This window comes from Arthrobacter sp. H5 (assembly GCF_000520595.1).
GTDB lineage: Bacteria > Actinomycetota > Actinomycetes > Actinomycetales > Micrococcaceae > Arthrobacter_D.
The window spans coordinates 175,475-197,454 of record NZ_KI915000.1 but is presented as its reverse complement, the minus strand read 5'-3'; the positions used below and the strand labels follow the sequence as shown (position 1 = coordinate 197,454).

Sequence of the window (21,980 nt, the reverse complement as noted above, 5' to 3'; positions counted from 1 at the left end):
GGCTACTTCTTTTCTTCGGCGTTGTCTTCGTCCACTACCTCGGCGTCAACAATGTCTTCGTCGTCCTCTTTGGCGCCGTCCTGTGGTGCGTCTCCGGCAGGTGCACCGGAAGCCGCACCGGGACCGGTGGCACCTTCCTGCTGGGCCTGGGCGTAAATAGCTTCACCGAGCTTGGTCTGGGAAGCCTGGAGCTTCTCAAACGCACTCTTTACCTCAGCCTCATTGTCCTGCGACTCAAGCGCCTTCTTGAGGGCGTCGACGTCGGCCTGGACCTCGGTCTTTACCTCTTCCGGCAACTTGTCCGCGTTGTCGGCGATGAGCTTGTCCGTGGAGTACGCGAGCTGCTCGGCACCGTTGCGGGTGTCCGCTGCTTCGCGGCGCTGTTTATCCTCGGCAGCGTGCTCTTCGGCTTCCTTGACCATGCGGTCGATGTCTTCCTTCAAGAGGGAGGATCCGCCGGTGATCGTCATGGACTGCTCGGTCCCGGTGCCCTTGTCCTTGGCGGACACGTGCACAATGCCGTTGGCATCAATGTCGAAGGTAACCTCAACCTGTGGAACTCCGCGGGGAGCCGGAGCAATACCGGTCAACTCGAAGGTGCCCAGCGGCTTGTTGTCCCTGGTGAACTCGCGCTCGCCCTGGAAGACCTGGATCGCCACGGACGGCTGGTTGTCATCCGCGGTGGTGAAGGTCTCGCTGCGCTTGGTGGGGATGGCTGTGTTGCGTTCGATGAGCTTGGTCATCATGCCGCCCTTGGTTTCAATGCCCAGGGACAACGGAGTGACGTCGATCAGCAGAACGTCCTTGCGCTCGCCCTTCAACACGCCAGCCTGGAGCGCCGCACCCACGGCAACAACCTCGTCGGGGTTGACGCCCTTGTTTGGCTCCTTACCGCCTGCGAGTTCCTTGACCAGTTCCACAACGGCGGGCATGCGGGTGGAGCCGCCGACCAGCACAATGTGGTCGATGTCGGCGACCTTGATGCCTGCTTCCTCGATGACATCGTGGAAGGGCTTTTTGGTGCGGTCCAGCAGGTCCTTGGTGAGGTCCTGGAACTTGGCACGCGAAAGGTGCTCATCCAGGTGGACCGGGCCGTCAGCAGTGACTGACAGGTACTGGAGCGAAATGTTGGTGGAGGTTGCCGAGGAGAGTTCCTTCTTGGCCTGCTCCGCTGCTTCCTTCAGACGCTGCAGGGCGATCTTGTCCTTGGACAGATCGGCGCCCTTTGCCTTTGCCTGGGCCAGCAGGTGGTCCACTACGCGCTGGTCCCAGTCGTCGCCGCCGAGGCGGTTGTCGCCCGCGGTTGAACGGACCTGGATGGTGGAGAAATCATCCTCGTCCTTGCCCACCTCAAGCAGGGAGACGTCAAAGGTGCCGCCACCGAGGTCGAAGACCAGGATGAGCTCGTCTTCCTTGCCCTTATCCAGACCGTAGGCAAGTGCTGCAGCGGTTGGCTCGTTGACAATGCGGAGGACATTGAGGCCGGCAATTTCGCCGGCTTCCTTAGTGGCCTGGCGCTCCGCGTCATTGAAGTATGCGGGAACGGTGACCACTGCATCGGTGACCTTTTCACCCAGGTAGCTCTCGGCGTCGGTCTTCAGCTTCTGAAGGATCCGTGCGGAGATTTCCTGCGGGGTGTAGGTCTTCTCATCGACGTCGATCTTCCAGTCAGTACCCATGTGGCGCTTGACGGAAGCAACGGTGCGGTCGATATTGTTGACTGCCTGGCGCTTGGCGATCTCGCCGACCAGGACTTCGCCGCCCTTGGAGAAGGCAACGATGGATGGGGTGGTGCGTGCACCTTCCGCGTTGGCAATAACGGTGGGCTCGCCACCTTCGAGAACTGAGACAACAGAGTTGGTGGTTCCGAGGTCAATACCTACTGCACGTGACATGCGTTTTCCTTTCGAAAGCCCGGTAGCTCAGTTATAAAAACTGTCCGCTCAACGTCTGGTTTCAGGACCGGGCACGTAGATTGAGCGTTCTGCACTCAACTGTACCCAGGCTCATGTGGGTGTCAAACCAGAGTTGAGTCGAGTTCGCTCAACTTGGCTCTTACGCCGACGGCGGGCCGGGTTGGAGCGCGCAGTTGCGGGCGTTCGTAAGGCGGTTCCGCCATGAGAGAACGAGCCCAGCCGGTCGCCGTCGTCGTCGTTCACGTCCGCGGCCGGGTGGGAATATTCCATTGATCGCAGAGACTCACTGGGCAGAATCTGCTCCTTCCCAGTGAGCCACCCCGCTCAGTGGGATACTCACCCCACCAGGGCAGCTGCTTGGTCGAAGGCTGCGGCAAACGCCGGAAGACTGCGCTCAACCATCTCCTCGCTTGCCGTAAGCGAGATGCGGAAAAAGCCGGGTGTCTCAAACATGGTCCCTGACAAAACAAAGACGTCCCGGGCAGCCAATATCCCAGCAAAGGCCTCATCATCGAGGACCGGCGACCGGACAAACAGGTAGAACGTTCCCTCCGGCCGGATCAGCCGGTACCCCATCTCCTCCAGCGCACCGGCCAGCCGATCACGCTTGCGCTGAAGGAGACCAATGTCGATGGAGAACTCTTCAAGCCGGGGAAGTGCATACTGCATGATCGCGTTGGGATAGATCCAACCCATGGCCACCTGCAGGGCAGTGATCACCTCCCCCAGCTGCTCCCGCCCCGGCAGTTCCGACGGCAGCGCCAGATAGCCCAGCCGCTGTCCCGGGGAGAGGTGCGTCTTCCCGTAGGAATAGGCCAGGAGAGTGTAGGGATAGAACTCGGCGGGACTGTGGAAGTGCGCCCCGTCAAAGACGATGCGGTTATACGGCTCGTCCGAGATGATGTAGATCCGCCGTCCCGTCGCAGCTGATGACTTCTCCAGGACGGCGCCCAGCTCCTCGAGAAGGACGGGCGGGTAGATCCTTCCCGTGGGGTTGTTCGGAGAGTTGACAATGACTGCACGCGTCCGGGGAGTGATCGCGGCCCGTATCGCGTCGATGTCCAGGTCAAAGGTCTCCAGGCGTGCCTTCACCTTCACCGGCACCAGCCCCGCCTCCACGACGAGCGGTTCATAGCAGAACCACGGCGGCAGGGTGTAGATCACCTCATCTCCCGGATCCGCTATGGTCTTCAGCGCCAGGGCTATCGCCGCAAATCCTCCTGTGGTGAGGTGGATGTCCACGGGATCAAACGGGATCCCCAGATGCCCGCGGAGGGATGCTGCCGCCGCTTCCCGGGCCTCGGGAGTGCTCTGCTTGTAGGCAAACCACTGGTCGCTGTGGGGCACTGCCGCCCCGCGCAATGCCTCCACGTAATCCTGCGGTGGCATCTGGTGCGGATTGCCCAGGGTGAAATCGCAGATCCCAGGCTCGTTTTGGCGACGGGCATAGGTTGAAGAGGCCAAGAAGGTGCTCAGGGACCGGTAGGGTCCAATGCCCGCCACCGCGAGTGCTCGGCGGGATGCCCCGGATCCATGGGATTCACCATTCATGGCAGCACTCCAGTTGGTGTCGAAGGGCAGCGCGCTGAAGTCAGTGGCGGCTGTGGTGTGACCGATTATGGCCCTCGCGGATCCCGCTGTAAAGAGGAATTTTGCCCACCCCCGACGTCATTCGCGGTGCGCTGGTTCCTCCCGGCGCTCGTGTTCTTTCTCCGACGAAGCATCAGGGGCACCGCGGTGGGACGGACCACCCGTCCGGCCCAGCTTGGAGGGCCACCAAATTGCCGGCCCGATGTCGTAAGCCAGCGCCGGCACCAGGAGCGAACGCACCAGTACCGTGTCAAGCAGCACCCCAAACGCCACTATGAAGGCAATCTGCGCCAGGAACAGGATGGGAATCACCCCGAGCGCTGCAAAAGTCGCCGCCAGCACCACTCCGGCAGAAGTTATGACCCCGCCGGTGACACCGAGACCCCGCAGGATCCCGGGCCGCGTCCCAAGCCGCAGTGACTCCTCCCGCACCCGCGTCATCAGGAAGATGTTGTAATCCACGCCCAACGCCACCAGGAAGACAAACCCAAACAGAGGCACCGACGCGTCAGCTCCGTCGAAGCCCAGCAGGTTATTGAAGACCAGCGCCGATACTCCAAGAGCGGTTGCATAGGACAGCACCACACTGCCGATCAGCAGCACGGGAGCCAGGACCGAGCGCAGCAGCAGCATCAGAATCACCAGGATTACGCCCAGCACTATCGGAATGATCTTGACCAGGTCCGCGCTCGCCGTGTCATTGGTGTCCACCGCGATGGCGGTCACGCCGCCCACCAGCGCGTCGGGGCTGACCGCGTCCAGCGCTGACCGGAGGTCCCGGACCACCTCTCCTGCCTCATCGGAGTCGGGCGCGAAGTCGAGGGTCCCGTTAATCAGGACGTTCCCATCGCGCACGACGACGGCGCCATCAGGTTCAGCGCTCACGCTGGCTTCGGCGATGCCCTCCTGGATTTCGACGACGGCAAGCACATCATCCTGCTGTTCTTCCGGAGCGATCACCGCCACGGGGCTGCCCGCACCAGCGTCGAAGTGGCGTGCGAGTGCTTCCTGGCCGTCCACAGCGTTGGACGGAGTGAGGATCACCGAGGACTGAGGCACACCGTTGGCCTGCAGTTGGAGGAGCCCAAGGGACCCTGCGGCGAGCACCAGGAAGGAGGCAATCCAGACCGGACGGGCATGTTTTGAAACAACGTGGGCGATCCGCTTCCACAGACCGCGGAGACCCTCCATTCCTGTCGCATTCTCTGTATAGGCTTCCACCGGATGTGTGCCGGCCTTCGGCCGCAGCGGCCAGAACGCAGCCCTGCCAAACAGCAGCAGGAACGCCGGCAGCAGGGTCAGCGCCGCCAGCAGCGAAAAGACAATGCCGATGGCCGCGATCGGGCCGAGGCTCCGGTTGGAGTTGAGATCGGAGAACAGCAGGCACAACAGCGCGATAATCACCGTTGCACCGGACGCCGCAATGGGCTCGATCGAACCGCGGTAGGCCACGCGCATCGCATCCCATTTCGATGCGAATTCCGTCAGTGCTTCCCGGTACCGCGCTACGAGCAGCAGTGCGTAGTCGGTGGCGGCGCCGATGACCAGGATCGACAGAATCCCCTGGCTCTGCCCGCTCAGCTGGATCCACCCCCAGGAGGCAAGCGCGTACACAAGGAGTATTGAGGTGGCCAGGGCAAAGACGGACGTGAAGAGGACCAGGAAAGGAAGGATCAAGGAGCGATACACGGCCAGCAAGATGACAAACACCGCGCCCAACGCCACCGCCAGAAGAATTCCGTCAATCCCGCCAAATGCACTGACCAAGTCCGTGGTGAAACCCGCCGGACCGGTGACAAACCCTTGAGTGCCGGCCGGCACCTCTTCATCCAGCACGGCGCGGAGTTCAGCAACCACCTCACTCAACTCCGCGTCGCCGGACACCAGTGCGATGAACTGGACCGCCAGGGAATCCTCGGCCGGAATGGGGCCGATGACCGTCGGCCCGCCTTCCGTCGATGGTTCGAGGCCCTCGACGTCGCCCAGGGCTACACCCAGCTCCTCGTAGACGCCCAGGTCCTGTGGCGCTATTTCGACCTCGGATTCGACCACGACAATAGCCGGAATTGCCGTGGAATCGGTGAAGTTCTCCCGCAGTTCACCCGCCTCGGTGGATTCGGCGCTCGCAGGGAGGAATGATGCCTGGTCATTGCTGGAGACTTCCTCCAGCTTGCCAAACGTCGGCCCGCCGAAGCCCGCCCCCAACAGCCAGATCAACACGATGACCGCCGGGAGAAGTACCCGGACCCATTTCTTCGTGAACATCAGTTTTACCCCTTCAATCGAACTTATCTCCGCTAAAGACTATATCTATGATGGAGATAAATTGACAGATGGCTTAATCTTAAATCTGAAGAGGTGAGACATGCCCCCCCAAGCGCGCCCGCAGTTGATGGCCCTGCTGCAGCAGTTCACGGTCGAAACCGACCGTTACGTTGACGCTGTCAGCGCCCGCGACGCCCTGTACCGGACCGATCTGAATGCCCTGGGCGTGATGATGGGGGCCGCGCGGTCCGGATCAACAGTCACTCCTGGAATGCTGCGGGAGGCATTGAACCTCAGCTCGCCCGCCACGACGGCACTCATCGACCGGTTGGATCACGCGGGTCATGTGACCCGCGCCCGAAGCAATGTGGACCGCCGTCGGGTGCATCTGGAAATGACTGATAAGGCGGTCACCACCGGGCGCAAGCTCTTTGCTCCGCTGGCCGAGCACATCAACTGGGCGCTGGACGGCTTCTCGGAAGAGGAACTCGCGCTGCTCGCAGCGATGATGGGCAAGGTCACCGAAGCCACGATCCAGGCGCGCCATACAGCCGGGCGCAGCGCAGCAACCCATCCGGCAGAGTAACCTCAAGTATGAGCGACGAGGTGTACTCCCATGGCCATCACCGCAGTGTTGTCGGAGCACATGCCACCCGCCGTGCGCGGGACTCGGCAGCCTACGTCCTCCCGCATTTAGAACCCGGCCAGCACGTGCTGGACGTGGGCTGTGGCCCCGGAAGCATCACGGCCGATTTTGCGCTTTTGGTGGCACCCGGGCGTGTGATCGGGATGGACCGCTCCGCCGACGTCGTCAAGCTGGCCAATGAAACTTACACCGACACCGAGAACCTGACTTTTCAGACTGGCAATGTCTACGATCTCGACTTTCCCGATGAATCGCTGGACGTTATTCACGCCCACCAGGTGCTGCAGCACCTGACCGATCCTGTGGCAGCGCTGCGGGAGATGCGCAGAGTTGCCCGGCCAGGCGGAATCATCGCCATCCGCGACGCGGACTTCCACGGTATGACCTGGTATCCACCCACGGCAGAACTGGACGAGTGGATGGACACCTACCAGCAGTTGGCGCGGAGCAACAGGGCAGAGCCCGACGCCGGCCGCCACCTGATTGCCTGGGCGCAGGAGGCGGGCCTGACGGGCATCGAGCCGTCGTCGTCGAACTGGCTTTACGCCACCGACGAGCGCCGCCGCTGGCACGCCAAAGTATGGTCGGAGCGTGTGGTTCACTCCGCATTTGCGGAGCAATCCCTGGAACGCGGACTCGCGGATCAGGGACAACTCGAGCGGCTTGCCGCCGGCTGGCTCCGCTGGGGAGAAGCGCCGGACGGCTGGTTCCTCATCCCGTGCGGAGAGATCATCGCGCGGGTGTGAGGTTGTTAGGGTATTTGGATGGGTCAATCCAGAGCGGCTGAGCACGAGCATTTTGATGTGGTGGTGGTGGGCGGCGGCCACAATGGACTGGTTGCTGCCACGTACCTGGCCAAGGCGGGGCGCAGCGTGGTGGTGCTGGAGCGCCAGGACCAGGTGGGTGGCGCAGCCGTTTCCGCCGAAGCGTTTCCGGGAACGGGTGCGCGACTTTCGCGCTACTCCTACCTGGTCAGTCTGATCCCGGCGCAGGTGATCGATGACCTGGGACTGAACATTGAACTGGTCCGCCGACGCTACTCCTCCTACACGCCGCTGCCGGGCGGCGAATCAGGCCTGCTCGTCGACAACGACGACCGTAAGGCCACGCGAAAAAGCTTCAAACGCGTGGGTGCCGGTCAGGATGCCGCCGGGTTCGCTGAGTTTTACGGGCGCACATCGATGCTTGCGGAAAAGGTGTGGCCCACAGTTACTGCTCCCCTGATGCGGCGGTCGGAAATGCGGTCGCTGATTGGCGACGACGACATCTGGACCGATTTCATCGAGCAGCCCCTCGGCCATGTGGTGGAAAGAGCCGTGGAAAGCGACCTCGCCCGCGGTGTGATTCTCACCGACGGACTGATCAGCACCTTCGCCCGTGCCCACGATGAGGATCTGCAGCAGAACAAGTGCTTCCTCTATCACGTGATCGGGGGCGGAACGGGCGACTGGGACGTGCCGGTTGGTGGCATGGGCGCGGTCACCGGTGCGCTGGAAGCCGCGGCCAGCGCGGCGGGTGTGGTGATCCGCACAGGTGCGGACGTGACCGCGGTGGCGCCCAACGGCGTCGTGCATTACACCCAACAGCGCGATGACGACGGCGGCGCTTCCTCGAGCGTCAACGGCGAGTTTGTGCTCGCGAACGTTACGCCCGCTGTGTTGGGGCGCCTGATGGGCGGGCCGGGAGCGTCGGGGTTCGCGCCGTCGTCGCACCCTGACGCCGAGGGCGCGCAGGTCAAGGTGAACCTGCTCCTCTCACGTCTGCCGCAGTTGTTGGACCCGGAGGTGACTGCCGAACAGGCGTTCGGTGGAACGTTCCACATCAATGAGCTGTACTCGCAGCTGGATACTGCGTATTCGGAGTCGGCTGCCGGGCGGATTCCCTCTCCCCTGCCGATCGAGATCTATTGCCATTCGCTGGCTGATCCGTCCATCTTGTCGACGGAGCTGCGTGATTCCGGAGCGCACACGTTGACGGTGTTCTCGCTGCAGACACCGCACCGGCTGGTTTCCGGTGCAGACCACGACAAACTGCGGGCGTCCCTGCAGGAGGCGGTCCTTGAGTCACTTAACAGGGTGCTGGCCGAGCCCATCGAAGACTGTATCCTGCACGATCCCTCAGGTGCCCTGTGCATCGAGACGAAGACCACACTAGACCTTGAGGAAGCTTTGGGGCTGACGGGCGGCAACATCTTCCACGGTCCGCTCTCCTGGCCATTTGCCGAGGACGACGAACCGTTGGACACACCGGCGCAGCGCTGGGGTGTAGCGACGGACCACCCGCGAATTCTGCTGTGTGGTGCCGGTTCCCGGCGCGGCGGCGGAGTGAGCGGACTCGGCGGGCACAGTGCGGCGATGGCACTGCTGGAAATGTGACCCGCCTGACGCAGTCATGCCCATGGACGCGCAACCATCCAGCACTGCTTTCATCCCATCCGCATTTAGACTCAGAGCCATGTACCGGATAGTCACTGTTTGCACTGGCAACATCTGCCGCTCGCCCATGGCTGAAATCATGCTGACGACTGCGTTCGGTGACGCGGGACTAGCCGACGACGTCGCTATCGACTCCGCGGGCACCACCGGGTGGGAGGCCGGCAATGCTATCGACAGGCGGGCAGCGGCGAAGCTGACCTCTCTCAGCCTGGTAAGCACGGATCACCGCGCGCGGCAATTCGAGGCGTCCTGGTACTCCGAGCGGGATCTGATCCTCGCGCTGGACGTTGACCACTATGCGGAACTGCGCCGCGACGCGCCCGATAACAGCTCACGTGGCAAAGTGCGAATGCTGCGCGAATTCGACCCAGCGGTTGCCGGTACGGACATCGCCGGCCTGGGAATTTATGATCCCTGGTTCGGCGACGACACCGATTTCGACACAACGTTCACGCTGATCGCCGGTGCGGTGCCCGGCGTCGTGCAGTTTGTGCTGGAAGAGTTGGCGCGGGAGGAAACCACCGGTTGATACAGCGCCCACCAATCCTCCACAGAACCGCGAAAAGCTGACCCTTTTCCACATAGACCGATGTGCGGCTGTTCCTGGCGATCCCGACGCCTACTGTCGCTTCATGACCACATTTGACCGATACGAATACTGGCCGGAACCATATACGGCAGAGGTTGACCAAGTAGACTTGGTCAACATGGGCCAGTACAACGTTCAAGAAGCCAAAACCAAACTATCTGAGTTGCTCCACATGGTGGAGCGGGGTGATGAGGTGATCATCGCGCGCGGCGGGCGGCCTGTTGCCAAGCTGGTGAAGCTTGAGCGGCCCTTGAAGCGTACTCTCGGTTTTCTGGGCCCTCTGGACGTTCCGGCAGAAGCGTTTGAACCGATGACCGGAGAGGAGAAAGACCTGTGGGAACAACCCCTTACCTGATCGACTCGCAGGCCCTGCTATTCGCGATGGTCAACCCGCGCTCCCTCTCGCCCAAGGCCAAGCGGATCATCAGCAGCATGGACGAAACGCTCTATGCTTCCGCCGCATCCGCCTACGAGTTGGCCTACAAGTTTCAGCGGGGAAAGCTTCCCGGACTGGACAAAGTCTTTGTTGGCTATGAGCACCATGTGCGCCGGGTGGCGCCCCTGACCGTCAGCGTCACCGCCGAGCACGCTTTGACGGCCGCTTCCCTTGACTGGGATAATGCCGATCCGTTTGATCGGCTGATTGCGGCCCAGGCCTTGATCGAAGGGGCAACGGTCATCACCAGCGACCAGGCAATGCGGGATTACGAACCGCTGAGCACGCTCTGGTAGCTGTTTTTATGCCTGGCCCGCTCTGGATTCAGCGTTCGAGGCACGTGCAGACGCAGGCTTTGTTTCCTTCGGGATCGACCAGGACAACGAATGACGGAGCCTGCTCGTCGTCAACCACCGTGCCACCGGCGGCCACCGCGGCCGCAATACGCATCTCGGCCACATCATGCGGCACCCACAGGTCAACATGGAAGCGCTGACGGGGAACTTTGTGTGCATCTGTGTGCTGGAACCAGAGAAGCGGCACCCTGCCTCCGGGGTCTGCGACGTCGTCGCCCGCCTGCGAGTCTATGCTGCCGGTCAGGAGAGCGGCCCAGAAGGGCCCGACGGCGGCGAGGTCAGCGGTGTCCAGCGCCAGTTCGATCTCGGCTACGGCGCCCGGCTCGGCGGATATCTCCTGCGCGCGCGCAATTTCACTGATCCGCAAGGCCAGGTTCACGTCACGCTGGGTCACTGCCGCGACGTCATGGCTGATCAGCTTCACATCCACAAACGGGTAGGTCAGGGTCACGTCCGGATGGTGGTTGGCCTCTTCGGCGGCGTCGGTAACAGCGGTAACGAACTTCAGGCCGGCCACAAAACTACCCGTCCGGAACCGTGCGTGGAGGGCCTGGGCCAGCTTGCGCCAGTCATCAAGACCCGAATCGAGAACCTGCTTGGTGGTGAGCTGTTCCATGCGCCCCAGTATGCCACCGGGCATCTGAATAGTCATGGGGGTTGGCTGCGCTTCGCAGGAGGCATCGCTGAGGATCCCCTGCCTCCCCTACGCCATGATCCGTTCGAGTCGCTCCTTGCGCCGCTGCCAGTCGGGCATAACCGTTTCCTGGAGCTCGTAGAAGTTTCTGCTGTGGCTTGGAATGAGCAGGTGGCACAGTTCGTGGGTGATCACGTAGTCGATGGAGTCCATGGGTGCGCGGATAAGGTCAGGGTTGAGGAGCAGCCTGCCCGCCGGAGACATGGAGCCCCAACGCGTTGGCATTCGCAACAGGCGGAGACCTGCTGGTTCCACTGCTGTGGGGTCAGGAAACCGTTGACGATTCAGTTCGACTCGGCGCGGAAGGTGCAGGCGTGCACGTTGGCGAAACCACAGGGTTATGTGCCTCTCAATTGCCGCGGTGTCCCGGAAAGCAACACCCGTCACCTCGAGGAAGCCACGGACCATCCTCACCCGTGGAGCATCAGGACCATCCACAGCCTCATTGGGCGACACCTGGATCCGATACTGTCTGCCCAGGTAAAGATGCGTCTCTCCGGGCACATATCGGCGCGGAGGTGTGCGCGGATGGAACCGCGCGAAAGTGCGTTGTTGTGCAAGGATCCACCGCGCGCGCCTGCGGACCCTGGTAGCGATGTCCTCGACAGCAGCCTCGATTGGCGCCGCCACACGCACCAAACCGTCAGGCTCAACTGTGATCTCCAGCGTGGAGCGTTCACGGCGCTCCAAACGATACTCAATAATCTGTTCCCCGTAATGAACCTGCCGCGTTTCCGGCATCATGTCTTGAAGCGCGCCCGGGCTACTTTGAGGACTGACGAGGTAAGACTGTCCACCACGGACTGCTGCATCTGAACTCCGCGACGCTCACCGAAGTCATAAAAATAGTCGTCCAGTGCAGTGGCCAAAGCATTTTGTTCATTTGGCTTGGTCCAGAAGTTGACCACCATCCGGCTGCGGATAATGTCGCCAACAGTCTTAGCTGTTTCCGCCCTTTCATCCTTGGGGACGGCCAGGAACTCCTTAAGAGTCGACTCGAGGAAGCTTGTGCCGAGCGCACCGTAAATCGCGGCGGCGTCGTCGTCGTGCGCTATTGCGGCGGGAAGTTGTTCCCCACGGTCGCCACTGACCAACTGCTCCGCGATTGTCTGCGCCAAGAGCAGGTACCGCTCCCCATCACGACGACGGCGGTACTCATCGATTGCCTGCTGCAGCAGTTCCGAGAATCGCGCGTAAAAGGCGGGGTCCTCGGCCATCCGCTCCGTGATGGTCTTCCTGGTGGCGCTGACAATCCGGTCTGCCTTAGAGCCGGAGGTGGTGCCTTCCTCATCCACAACGGCTTTCAGCGCTGTGGGATTGTTGATGTTGAGTTGTTCGATGATTGTCTGGGCCGGCAGCGCGGTCACATGGTCATCGAGCAGACGGCGAATGCGTGGTCCATAGTCGCGCAGGTCTACTGTCTCCTGGTAGCGCTTCTGCACCGCCAGACGCAGCTCGGCGAACTGCGCGTAGTCATTCCGATAACGGTCCACTTGTGCCTGGGTCATGACATCGAGCAGTTTGTCGCTGGACAGCGCCAGGTGAAGTGTGCGGCCAAAAGTTTTGAGGCGTTCGTAGAATTCGTGTCGGAGCGGTTCGTCAAACAGGTGCTGTTCCAACGCTTCCATGTCGTCTTTCCCGGCAACGGTGTTGAACAGGTCCCACACATGGCTCCATCGCCCCGGCAGCAGACGGATCTGTTCACGGATGTCCAGCACAGCCCCGGCGATCTCCTGGGCGTCGAAGTCACCGAGCGCATTGTAGGACGTCAGTGCCTCATCCAACTCGCCGAGGAGACCCTCGTAATCCACCACGTAGCCGAACTGTTTTTCGGCCGCTCCCTCCGAAAAGAGCCGGTTGACTCGTGCCACGGCCTGCAGCAGGGAGTGTTCCCGCAGCGGCTTGCAGAGGTAAAGGACGGTGTTGCGGGGGGCGTCAAACCCGGTGAGGAGTTTAGAGACCACAATGATGATCTCCGGCACTCCTGAGCCTTTGAACTGTTTGATGAGTTGTTCGGTGTAGTTTGCCTCGGTGCCGTAGCGGGCCATCTGCGTTCTCCAGAAACGCCGAACAACTTCCCGTGATTCGGCGTCTACTTCCTCCCGGTCTTCCGCGTCATCGGGCGGGGAAATGATCACTTCGCTGGCGACGTGGCCTATCTCGTCGAGTTCCTGCTTGAAACGGATGGCTGCGGCCTTGTTCGGCGCCACCAGTTGGGCCTTGAATCCAGTGTCCTGCCAATGTTGACGGTAGTGCTCGGAAGTATCGAAAGCCTTGGCGCGGATGGCCTGCGCGGTTTTTCCGAGGGCATCGTCGCGGCTGAACTTCCGCTTGAGATCGCGCTTTTGTTGGTCGGTCAGCCCGTCGCTGATCTTCTCGAACCAGGCGTCAATCACACCGGCCGTGATCTGTTGTTCCACGAGGCGGCCTTCGTACAGGATGGGCACCACTGACCCGTCACGCACTGCCTCATCAATGGTGTAGCTGTGAATAATTCCGCCAAAGGTGTCCGCAGTGTTCCTCTCCCGTTTCAGCAGCGGTGTTCCAGTGAAGCCGAGATAGCAGGCGTTGGGCAGTACCCGGCGCATCGCCACATGGAACTGGCCGTAGCCGCCGTACCGGCCGGTCTGGCTCCGGTGGCTTTCGTCGACCAGGACAAAGATGTCAGCGGAATCGTCTCGGCCTTCGCGGCTGGCGGCGCCATCAAACTTGTTGATCAGTGTGGTGATCAGCGGAGTTCCGCCGCGTACCAGTTCGCCGAGGTGTTTGCCGCTCTTGGCGCGGACGGGTTCCAGCTCGCAGGCGAGGAAGGTGTCGCGGATCTGTTTGTCGAGATCGTCCCGGTCGGTCACGATGATGATCCGGGGGTACGTCACCCGGGGGTCCAGCACCAGTGCTTTGCCGAGCATCACCATGGTGAGTGACTTGCCGGAGCCTTGGGTGTGCCAGATGACGCCGCCGTTGCGGTGTTCTTCATCGCCGTTCGCCAGCACGCGTTCCACGGTTCTGCGGACGGCGAAGTACTGCTGGTGCCTGGCGATCTTGCGCGTTCCGGAGTCAAACACGGTGAAGCGGCGGACCAGGTCAAGCAATCGCTCGGGCCGGCATAGCGCGTAGAGGAGGCGGTCCTGTGCGCTGACGGTCCGTCCGGGTACGAGCGGTTGGATGTCAGCGTCGGTGTCCTCCTCGTCCTGCCAGCTTGCCCAGAACTTCCGCTGCGTCCCGACCGTGGCATAGCGGGCTTCCTGGCGGTTGGCGGAGATCAGCAGTTGGGCGTAGTGGAACAGTTGCGGTATGCCGTCACTGTTTTGGTACGCGATCAGCTGGCTTCCGGCCTTTTTGAGTTCCTCCGTGGGGCGTTTGTTTTCGATGACGATGAACGGGATGCCGTTCACATAGCCAACGACGTCAAGGCGCTGGGTTGCACTGCTGCCGGTGCGTTCCACCCGCATTTCGGTGGTGACGTGGAAGACGTTGTTGGCGGGGTTTTGCCAGTCGATGTAGCGCAGTGAGTAGCTTTTACTGTCGCCGTCCACGGTCTTGGTGATGGTGGTGCCGAGAATGAGGCGGTCGTACACGTCCAGGCTGGCGGCCTGCGGGCCTTTAGCCTGTTCCAGCCTGGGCGCGAGCCGCCGCACTGCCTCTTCCGCGTCCGCCATGTCAAAGGGATATTGGCGCTGCTTGTGGGTGAACTGGTTGATCTTGAGGATTTGCGTCGCCAGGATTCCGTTGAAGAGTACGTTGCTCTGCCTGCCGCCGCGTTCCTGCAATGCCTTTGCAGGGGTGAGCTGGGTGAATCCGACTGCTTCGAGCAGTTGCACGGCCGGACCCTGCGACTGGCTGAGCTCGGAGGCGTCGAAAGTGTGCTCAGCCATTGTCTTGTCCCCCTGCGTTGATGTCAGCAGCCACGTTCACACGTACCTGCCCTGTGAGTAGTTTCTGCATGAGTCCCTGCTTCTGGGTGCGGAGGAGTTCGGCTTTGCGTTTGACGAGCCTGATCTCAGAGGAAGAGGCGGCGAGCGCCCTGTTCGCGATCTCCTGCGCTTCTCTCGAAGGCACTGGAACTACGAGTTCGAAGAAATCGGCTTGGGCAATGTTCAGAAGACCGTGGCTTCGTGCTCCTTCGTGACATATGGGAGACAACTGCCTATCGAGCAATTCTGAATTGAAGATATTCTGCAGGAACGTACCTGACATCGGCGAATTTTCTTGCAGCCTAAAACACAGGTACAGCGTGGAGATGACGCCTCGGTCGTATCGATCGAGCCTTCGTATGGCTCCGAACGGGTGCCCGGCCGAGGAACTCCTGTTATACGCAAAATCGCCTCTGTGCAACAGGTAGTACCCCGCGAGATTCTTCCCCGCCACACTTTTGTTGAAGTATTCTGTCTGGCTTACCAGTCCTTCGCGCGCCGACGAAGTAAGTACGTTCGTCTCGCCAACAGCGTTTTTCGCCTTAACGGGTTCAACAAGATCACCCAATGCCACATGCGATCCGTGAGCGTGCCGCGCAATCAGTCCCTGAAGTAGCAGCCGGTGCTGCCCCCGTAGGCGGACAACAAGCGTGTTTGCACGCTCGATCGCGTCATCCCAGGTGCGGAGAATTTCTGCGATCTTCCGCTGCTCCGGGAGGGGCGGGTGCGAAATAGTGAGCCTCTTGAACAGTGGGAGCCCAATTGTCTTGATCGTCGATCCAACGGCCATTCGCTCGAAATACCCCTTATGAGTCTGCAGCCAGTAGTACAAGTACCAAGGCTCCAGCACGCCCATGGCTCTGCAATCCCAGGCAATGAAATGCTGGCTCACCGCCATAGCTTCTCGAAGTACAGCGCTCTTGCCCACGCCAGCGTCACGCGACATGATGACCGTGCCCGCGGGATGTAGAACCGCTGACGATTTTTCCATGCCACGCGTTGTAATACGACGGGTGGATGATGATATGTAGCCTTGATCTAAGCGGCCACTGTCAGCAAGCGAGATCCATCCGATGTCGCCATCCCAGTAATCAGGATGCTGTTGGTTTGGAGTGTGCCCGCTGCCTCGCAGCGTGACTTCATCGAGCTTTGAATCCGCCCATCCTGCCTGAGCTCTCATTCCTTGCCGTCCCTACTCAACCGCTCGATCTCCGCAAAGTCGGCTTCGTCTGCCGCGCCCGCCTCGATGGCCTTCCGCTTCGCGTCGAACTCCCCGTACCGGCCCTCCGCAAGCTTCTTCGCAACTTCCGCGCGCACACTGCCAGCGTCCACAAGCAACTCGTGTCCGTTGAACTGGAGGAAGGCGTCGAGTTTTTCCTTCCAGTCGGCCATGGTTACCACCAGACGGCGCTTCGCCTGGTTCTCGGCGAAGTCCAGGTACATGGTGACGATGCTGTTCAGCCCCTCCAGTTCCTTGCCGGACAGGTAGTTCTTGCCCGTGGAAACGTCGCCCTTGCGGACCCGTCCTCCGGCCCAGCTGGTGAGGCCCATGTTCGGGGCGTCCGAATCGCTGCGGGCTTTGATGAGCTCGGCCGCCGTCTTTCCAGTGACTGCCCAGAGCATCTTGTTCTGCACCACCTTGAAGAAGGCGCCCGCCTCGTCCGACTTCGGGTTGTAGTCCACGGCCGTGGCATAGAGGTCCAGCACTTTCTGATAGAAACGCTTCTCGCTGGCGCGGATGTCACGGATGCGTTCAAGCCACTCGTCAAAGTAGTCCCACTGCTTGGCATCCTTGAGCCTGGCATCATCCATGGCGAAGCCCTTGATGAGGTACTCGCTCAGTACGGTGGTGGCCCAGCGGCGGAACTGCACGCCACGCGGCGAGCGCACCCGATAGCCAACGGCCAGAATCACGTCCAGATTGTAGTGTTTCAAGTTCCTGCGGACCTCACGACCGCCCTCTTGGCGAACTTGTAAGTAATCGTTACAAGTTGCCGCCTCGCTAAGTTCACCCTCTGCGTATATTGCGGCGATGTGCTGCGTCATAGCCTGTGTTGTCGTCTGAAAAAGCTCGGCAAGCTGCGCCTGCGTCACCCAGGCCGAGCCGTCAACGGCCCGAAGCTGAACGTGAGCCAGACCGTCGTCGCTCGTGTACAGAACAATTTCACCCGCCGCGCCGCCGGACTTAGCATCGGGGTTGTCAGTCATCGAGACCCAACTCCTTCAGGTGACCCGCCATGCGGGCCCGGACTTCCACCAGCTCTGCTTCGATCTGGTCGATCTCACGCTGCACGGCAGCAACATCGATCTCGGCTTCGGCCTCGAAGGTGTCGATGTACCGCGGGATGTTGAGGTTGTAGTCGTTCTCGCTGATCTCCGCCCGCGGGACCAGGCGTGAGTAGCGCTCAGCCTGTGACCTACCGCGGTAGGTCACAACGATCCGTTCAATGTGGTTCTCGTCCAGCAAACTCTGCGCCTTGGCCGGGGTGAAGTCCCGGCTGGCATCGATGAATAGGACGTCGTCGCGGCCCTCATTGGCGCCGCCCTTTTCACGCGAACGGTCGAAGATCAGGATGGCCACCGGAATGCCAGTGGTGGTGAAGAGATTCGCTGGCAAACCCACCACCGTGTCCAGCAGGTTCTCCTCAATCAGCGACTTCCTGATGCGCCCCTCGGAACCGGCTCGGAACAACACACCGTGGGGAACAATCACCGCAACCCGGCCCGTCCGGCGTCGTGCTGATTCGATCATGTGGGAGATAAAGGCGTAGTCCCCCTTGCTCTTCGGCGGGACACCACGCCAGAAGCGACCAAAACGATCCGACTCCGCCACCTCTGCTCCCCACTTGTCCAGAGAGAACGGCGGATTGGCCACCACCACTTGGAACTGCCTGAGCTGATCGCCCTGCAGCAGTTTGGGGTCATTAAGGGTATCGCCCCACTCAATATGCGCACTGTCATTGGCATGCATGAACATGTTCATCCGCGCCAGAGCCCAGGTGGAACCATTGACCTCCTGGCCATACAGCTCGTAATTGTTGCTTCCCACCTGCCCCGCGGTCTGGATGAGCAGTGAACCCGATCCACAGGAGGGATCGTAGATGCTGTCGCCTTCGCATGGAGAGGCAAGACGAGCCAGTAATTCAGAGACGGAACGTGGCGTATAGAATTCACCGGCTTTCTTGCCTGCGTCCGAAGCGAACCTTGAGATCAGGTAGATATAGGTCTCACCAATGATGTCATCGCTCACCCGCGACGGGCGAAGATCCAGCGCCGGCCTGGCAAAATCCTCCAGCAGGTTCTTCAACCGCCGGTTGCGGTCCTTTGGCTGGCCCAGATTCGCTTCCGAATTAAAGTCAATATTGCGGAATACGCCGTCCAGCTTGGCGCGGTTGTCATCCTCGATGGCGGCCAGAGCTATGTTGATGAGCTCGCCAATGTTGGCAGCGTTTCTGTTCTCATACAGATGGTTGAAGGTAGCCGTCTGGTGGAGCGGGAACCGCTCACGTTTTAACAACGCGTCCACGCGGTCCGGGTTGTTTTCGAACTGCTTCTTATATTGCTCGGCATGCTCGGTCCAAATGTCCGAAATGTACTTCACGAACAGCATCACCAGGATGTAATCCTTGTACTGGGTGGCGTCCACCACACCACGGAACGTGTCACAAGCCGCCCACGCAGCGCTATTGATCTGATTCTGGGTGACTTGATCCTGCGTGGAACTCTTCTGCGTGATCATCTGCGGCCTGCTTTCTGGTGGGACTGCCCAGCGAGGGCTGCGGAAATCAGTTGAGCTTGTCGAAGTGTGTTCTGAGAATCCGCCAGACGGTGCATCAGCTGAGCCTCAGCTGATGCCAAGTGAGCAGCCATGGCAATTAGACGCTGCTGCGCCAGCGGCGGCAGTTGCAGCGGCACCGATTCAAGCGTTGCCTTCGCCACCATCTGGATGGTCTGCCCCTGTGCTGCACGCCGTAGATGGGTTTGCGCCGCCGATTGGTTCAACCACCAGGCGAGGAAATCCGGATCATAAGTGTCGGTGCTGGGACGAATAATGAACAGTGGCAAGACAGCCACGGCTGGCTCCGGCAGGTCCTCAGGGACTGCCCAGGCTATGGTCGCCTGGCCCCGCGAACGCAGGAGCACATCGCCACGGGAGACCAGGTAGCGGGGATGCGGCGAGGAGATCCTGGCCATGTGCCGCAATTCCAAAGCGTTGCCAATGAAGATATCTGCCATTTGAATGGCCAACACTCCCTCAGAGCTCCGGTCCAGGCGTTCGCGCACTGTGACCCCGGAACTGATACGGGCAACATCAGTAAGCAACATTAGGATCACCTCCAGTAGTGTTTCTACTGAAACAGTACGTAGACTTTACCTGTAATGCAACTACTGTTTAAAACACTTACGCATTTCAATCTATCAGCCCAGCCCGATCGCGGCTTCCAGAACCGTCAGATGGTGCTCAAAGAGCTGGTCGGGAGCAGAGAATGTATGCGGCCCATACTGGCCGAACGCCTCAAAATTGACGACTCCGAACAATGCAGCCCACACGAGCACCCCCGTCGCAATGACCTCCTCGGGCATTGCCAGGCCCATCTCCTCACGGATCCGGTGCACGTCCGCGGAGAGGTCGGCAGGCAATCCGGCTGCCCCCGGCGGAGACAGCACCCCGGCGCGGTGTGCGTCGTCGAAAATACGGACCAACGCGGTAACAACCCGCGTACCCGGACCCGTTGTCTGGTCGGCCGGAGCATCATAGCCGGGCACGGGACTGCCAAACAGCAACGCGTAGCCCGCGGGCTCCCGCAGCGCCCATTCCCTGACCGCCCGGGCGAGCGCGCGGAATCTGCCGCCGTGGTCCGCTCGGTCCACTACGGCGACCGCTGCGTCCACCTGATCACCCAGCTCCGTGTAAGCATCCACCACCAGGAGGGTGAGGAGGTCGTCACGGCTTTTTACGTACCGGTAAACCGCTGACGAAACCAGCCCAAGGTCCCTGGCCACGGCCCTGAGTGACAGCCCGGCCGCGCCGTGAACGGCGAGGTGCTCGCGGCCCAGACGGGTGATCTCTTCCATGGTCTGCGCGCGCGCCCGGTCACGGGGAGTGGTTGGCATGGTTCAATAATTTGCGCTAACGAGAGCATTGTCAACTAAAGAGAGCACTGCTCTTGACAAGATGAATCAATCCGGTCATTCTTATAAACAGAGAGCACTGCTCTCATTCACACGGGAAACGAGGAAGATGTGGCACAGCATTACGTAGTGAACGGCGCCGGACCTGTCGGCTGGACCATTGCCGAGCAACTGGCGGCCCGCGGAGACCGGGTGCGTATCCTGACCCGATCAGGGACCGGTCCAGAGCACCTCTTGATCGAAAGGGCCCGGGTGGACGTGTCGGATCCAACGCAATTAGCCGGGCACCTGGACGGCGCCGCCGCTGTGTTCCATTGCGTTCACGGATCTGTGTACAGCGCCGCGTCCTGGGAGGCGGAATTGCCCCGCGCGGAAGGGACGGTACTGGAGGCAGCGGGCCGGCGTCGTCGTCGTCTTTCCCGAAAGCCTGTATTCCTACAGCCGCCGCCACGAGGTGATGACGGAGGATAGCCCGCGCGAAGCGCAGGGAGGTAAACGCGGTGTCCGCACAGCGTTACTTGCCGCACGCGAAGCATCAGCCACACCCACAGTGAGCGTGGTCGCGTCGGATTTCTTTGGTCCACGGGTGATGAATGCCCATGCGGGCGAACGCCTGGTGCCCCGGGTCCTGGCGGGAAAGACCGTGCGGGTCCTGGGAAGCGCCGACCAGCCACATTCCTTTACCTACGTGCCCGATCTAACGGCAGCGATGATTTCCGCGGCACACAATCCGAAGTTGTGGAACTCCGTACTGCACGCCCCCACAGGTCCCGCCCTGACCCAGCGGCAGCTTGCCGACCGCTTTGCCGAAGCTGCCGGCGCTCCAACCGCCAGGGTGAAAGCACTCCCGGGCTGGCTGCTCCGGGCCGCGGGGCTGGTATCCACGGACGCCAAAGAAATCGGCGAGATGCTTTACCAGTTCGACGGCCCGTTTGTGATGGACTCAGGGCGCAGCAATGAGGCACTGGGACTCGTGCCCACACCGCTGACCGAGGCGGTCGCATCAACAGTCCAGTGGTGGAGGACACGGGCCGCGGGCACCTAGAATGATCCGGTGACTCTCTCCGTTTGGCTGGGCCTGGTAGGTGCCGGCACCCTCATTAGCTTTACGCCCGGCGCCGGCGCGGTGAACACCATGAGCAACGCGCTTACTGCGGGTTTCCGGCGCTCCCTGTGGGGCATTCTGGGACAACAGCTGGCCCTTCTGATCCACATTGTTGTTGTTGCCGCCGGTGTTGGCCTGCTGGTTTCCGGCTCCCCCCTGGCCTTCAACGTCATCCGCTATGCCGGCGCCGCGTACCTGGTGTACCTCGGCATCCGGAAATTCCTCCAACCGCCCAACCTCGCCGAGGAAGCCGGCACCATTGGCAGTGAAGGTGCCGCTTCGATGTTCCGCCGGGGACTGTGGGTCAACCTCCTCAATCCCAAGGCGATCGTCTTTTTCCTTGCCTTCATGCCGCAGTTCATCCAGCCGGAGGAGCCACTCCTGGGCCAGTACGGCGTCCTCGCCGGGACGGTTGTGGCGATCGACGTGCTGGTCATGTGGTTCTTCTTCGCCGCAACCGCCCGGTCCTTCCAGCGCTTCACCCGCGACCGCCGCGGACAAGTATTTTTGAACCGCACCTTTGGCCTACTATTTGTAGCCGTGGGCATACTGCTCGCGCTCGCCTAAGAACACCGAAAGCCCTGCATGGCACTGAAAGCCGCCGCCGCCGTCGTACCCCTGGTCATTGCCGTGGACGGACGGTCGGGCGCAGGCAAAACCACTCTCGCCGTCGAGCTCGCCGCATTGCTGCGCCAGCACCACAGCGTGACACTCTTCCATCTGGAGGACATCTATCCCGGCTGGGACGGGCTGGCGGACGGCATGAACCGTTACGTTCAGCGGGTGCTTACCCCACTTGCCGGCGGAGAGACGGCGCGCTGGCGGGCCTGGGATTGGACCACCAACGACGACGGCGCGCACCAGGTCAGCGAGCCCGCCGACATTGTGATTGTGGAGGGCG

The 21,980-nt window shown here is 61.3% G+C and carries 18 protein-coding genes and 2 pseudogenes; 9 read left to right on the top strand and 11 right to left on the bottom strand.

The genetic code is table 11. The features are described from left to right. Positions 1-2: 2 nt before the first annotated feature. The 3 genes from dnaK to Y708_RS25030 form a co-directional block, all read right to left on the bottom strand. Positions 3-1,895 carry a molecular chaperone DnaK gene (gene dnaK, locus Y708_RS0113620; RefSeq protein ID WP_028280367.1) on the bottom strand — a complete coding sequence of 631 codons (1,893 nt, stop codon included), beginning with the start codon at positions 1,893-1,895 and terminating at the stop codon, positions 3-5. A gap of 357 nt (positions 1,896-2,252) precedes the next feature. Next, the gene (locus Y708_RS25035) at positions 2,253-3,467 is read right to left on the bottom strand and encodes an aminotransferase class I/II-fold pyridoxal phosphate-dependent enzyme (RefSeq protein ID WP_035776266.1); all 1,215 of its coding nucleotides are present in this window, start codon (positions 3,465-3,467) and stop codon (positions 2,253-2,255) included. A gap of 117 nt (positions 3,468-3,584) precedes the next feature. Continuing rightward, a complete protein-coding gene (locus Y708_RS25030; RefSeq protein WP_051478990.1) occupies positions 3,585-5,771 on the bottom strand; it encodes an MMPL family transporter in 2,187 nt (728 codons plus the stop codon). A 100-nt stretch (positions 5,772-5,871) separates the two neighbouring features. Between Y708_RS25030 and Y708_RS25025 the strand changes: the two genes are divergently transcribed. From Y708_RS25025 to Y708_RS0113580, 6 genes are all read left to right on the top strand, one after another. After that, a complete protein-coding gene (locus Y708_RS25025) occupies positions 5,872-6,357 on the top strand; it encodes a MarR family winged helix-turn-helix transcriptional regulator (protein ID WP_051478989.1) in 486 nt (161 codons plus the stop codon). Between the two features lie 8 nt (positions 6,358-6,365). Beyond that, complete coding sequence (locus Y708_RS0113600) at positions 6,366-7,163, top strand: methyltransferase domain-containing protein (protein ID WP_028280366.1); 798 nt, start codon at positions 6,366-6,368, stop codon at positions 7,161-7,163. A gap of 18 nt (positions 7,164-7,181) precedes the next feature. Then, positions 7,182-8,792 (top strand): phytoene desaturase family protein, encoded by a 1,611-nt coding sequence (locus Y708_RS0113595; protein WP_028280365.1) that lies wholly within the window; start codon positions 7,182-7,184, stop codon positions 8,790-8,792. A gap of 79 nt (positions 8,793-8,871) precedes the next feature. Further along, on the top strand, positions 8,872-9,381 hold the full coding sequence (locus Y708_RS0113590; RefSeq protein ID WP_035776341.1) for a low molecular weight protein-tyrosine-phosphatase: 510 nt from the start codon (positions 8,872-8,874) through the stop codon (positions 9,379-9,381). A 103-nt stretch (positions 9,382-9,484) separates the two neighbouring features. Further along, on the top strand, positions 9,485-9,796 hold the full coding sequence (locus Y708_RS0113585) for a type II toxin-antitoxin system Phd/YefM family antitoxin (protein WP_253905812.1): 312 nt from the start codon (positions 9,485-9,487) through the stop codon (positions 9,794-9,796). Then, complete coding sequence (locus Y708_RS0113580) at positions 9,775-10,173, top strand: type II toxin-antitoxin system VapC family toxin (RefSeq protein WP_028280362.1); 399 nt, start codon at positions 9,775-9,777, stop codon at positions 10,171-10,173. Before Y708_RS0113585 ends, Y708_RS0113580 begins: the two co-directional genes overlap by 22 nt. Positions 10,174-10,201: 28 nt before the next feature. Here the strand turns inward: Y708_RS0113580 and Y708_RS0113575 are convergent, their stop codons facing one another. From Y708_RS0113575 to Y708_RS0113540, 8 genes are all read right to left on the bottom strand, one after another. Then, positions 10,202-10,885: a VOC family protein gene (locus tag Y708_RS0113575; protein WP_253905811.1), complete on the bottom strand. Its 684-nt coding sequence runs from the start codon at positions 10,883-10,885 to the stop codon at positions 10,202-10,204. A 51-nt stretch (positions 10,886-10,936) separates the two neighbouring features. Beyond that, a complete protein-coding gene (locus Y708_RS0113570; RefSeq protein WP_028280360.1) occupies positions 10,937-11,671 on the bottom strand; it encodes a M48 family metallopeptidase in 735 nt (244 codons plus the stop codon). Continuing rightward, positions 11,668-14,802, bottom strand: coding sequence for a type I restriction endonuclease subunit R (locus Y708_RS0113565; protein WP_028280359.1), 3,135 nt, complete (start codon positions 14,800-14,802; stop codon positions 11,668-11,670). The genes Y708_RS0113570 and Y708_RS0113565 overlap by 4 nt, the downstream gene beginning before the upstream one ends. After that, positions 14,795-16,021 (bottom strand): restriction endonuclease subunit S, encoded by a 1,227-nt coding sequence (locus Y708_RS0113560; protein WP_081746790.1) that lies wholly within the window; start codon positions 16,019-16,021, stop codon positions 14,795-14,797. Before Y708_RS0113560 ends, Y708_RS0113565 begins: the two co-directional genes overlap by 8 nt. After that, entirely contained in the window at positions 16,018-17,049 is a 1,032-nt protein-coding gene (locus Y708_RS0113555) for a virulence RhuM family protein (RefSeq protein WP_028280357.1), read from the bottom strand. The genes Y708_RS0113560 and Y708_RS0113555 overlap by 4 nt, the downstream gene beginning before the upstream one ends. Then, positions 17,042-18,580, bottom strand: a complete 1,539-nt coding sequence (locus Y708_RS0113550; protein WP_028280356.1) for a type I restriction-modification system subunit M — start codon at positions 18,578-18,580, stop codon at positions 17,042-17,044. The genes Y708_RS0113555 and Y708_RS0113550 overlap by 8 nt, the downstream gene beginning before the upstream one ends. Beyond that, positions 18,577-19,167, bottom strand: coding sequence for a restriction endonuclease subunit S domain-containing protein (locus tag Y708_RS0113545; protein ID WP_028280355.1), 591 nt, complete (start codon positions 19,165-19,167; stop codon positions 18,577-18,579). The genes Y708_RS0113550 and Y708_RS0113545 overlap by 4 nt, the downstream gene beginning before the upstream one ends. 93 nt (positions 19,168-19,260) lie before the next feature. Continuing rightward, positions 19,261-19,956, bottom strand: a complete 696-nt coding sequence (locus tag Y708_RS0113540; protein ID WP_028280354.1) for a TetR/AcrR family transcriptional regulator — start codon at positions 19,954-19,956, stop codon at positions 19,261-19,263. Positions 19,957-20,085: 129 nt separating this feature from the next. On the opposite strand from Y708_RS0113540, the pseudogene Y708_RS25020 reads away from it, so the two are divergent. The 3 genes and pseudogenes from Y708_RS25020 to Y708_RS29870 form a co-directional block, all read left to right on the top strand. Continuing rightward, positions 20,086-21,019: pseudogene (locus tag Y708_RS25020) on the top strand (NAD-dependent epimerase/dehydratase family protein). A gap of 9 nt (positions 21,020-21,028) precedes the next feature. Then, on the top strand, positions 21,029-21,646 hold the full coding sequence (locus tag Y708_RS0113530; protein ID WP_028280353.1) for a LysE family transporter: 618 nt from the start codon (positions 21,029-21,031) through the stop codon (positions 21,644-21,646). A gap of 18 nt (positions 21,647-21,664) precedes the next feature. Then, positions 21,665-21,980 (top strand): annotated as a pseudogene (locus Y708_RS29870) (aminodeoxychorismate synthase component I); the annotation flags it as partial.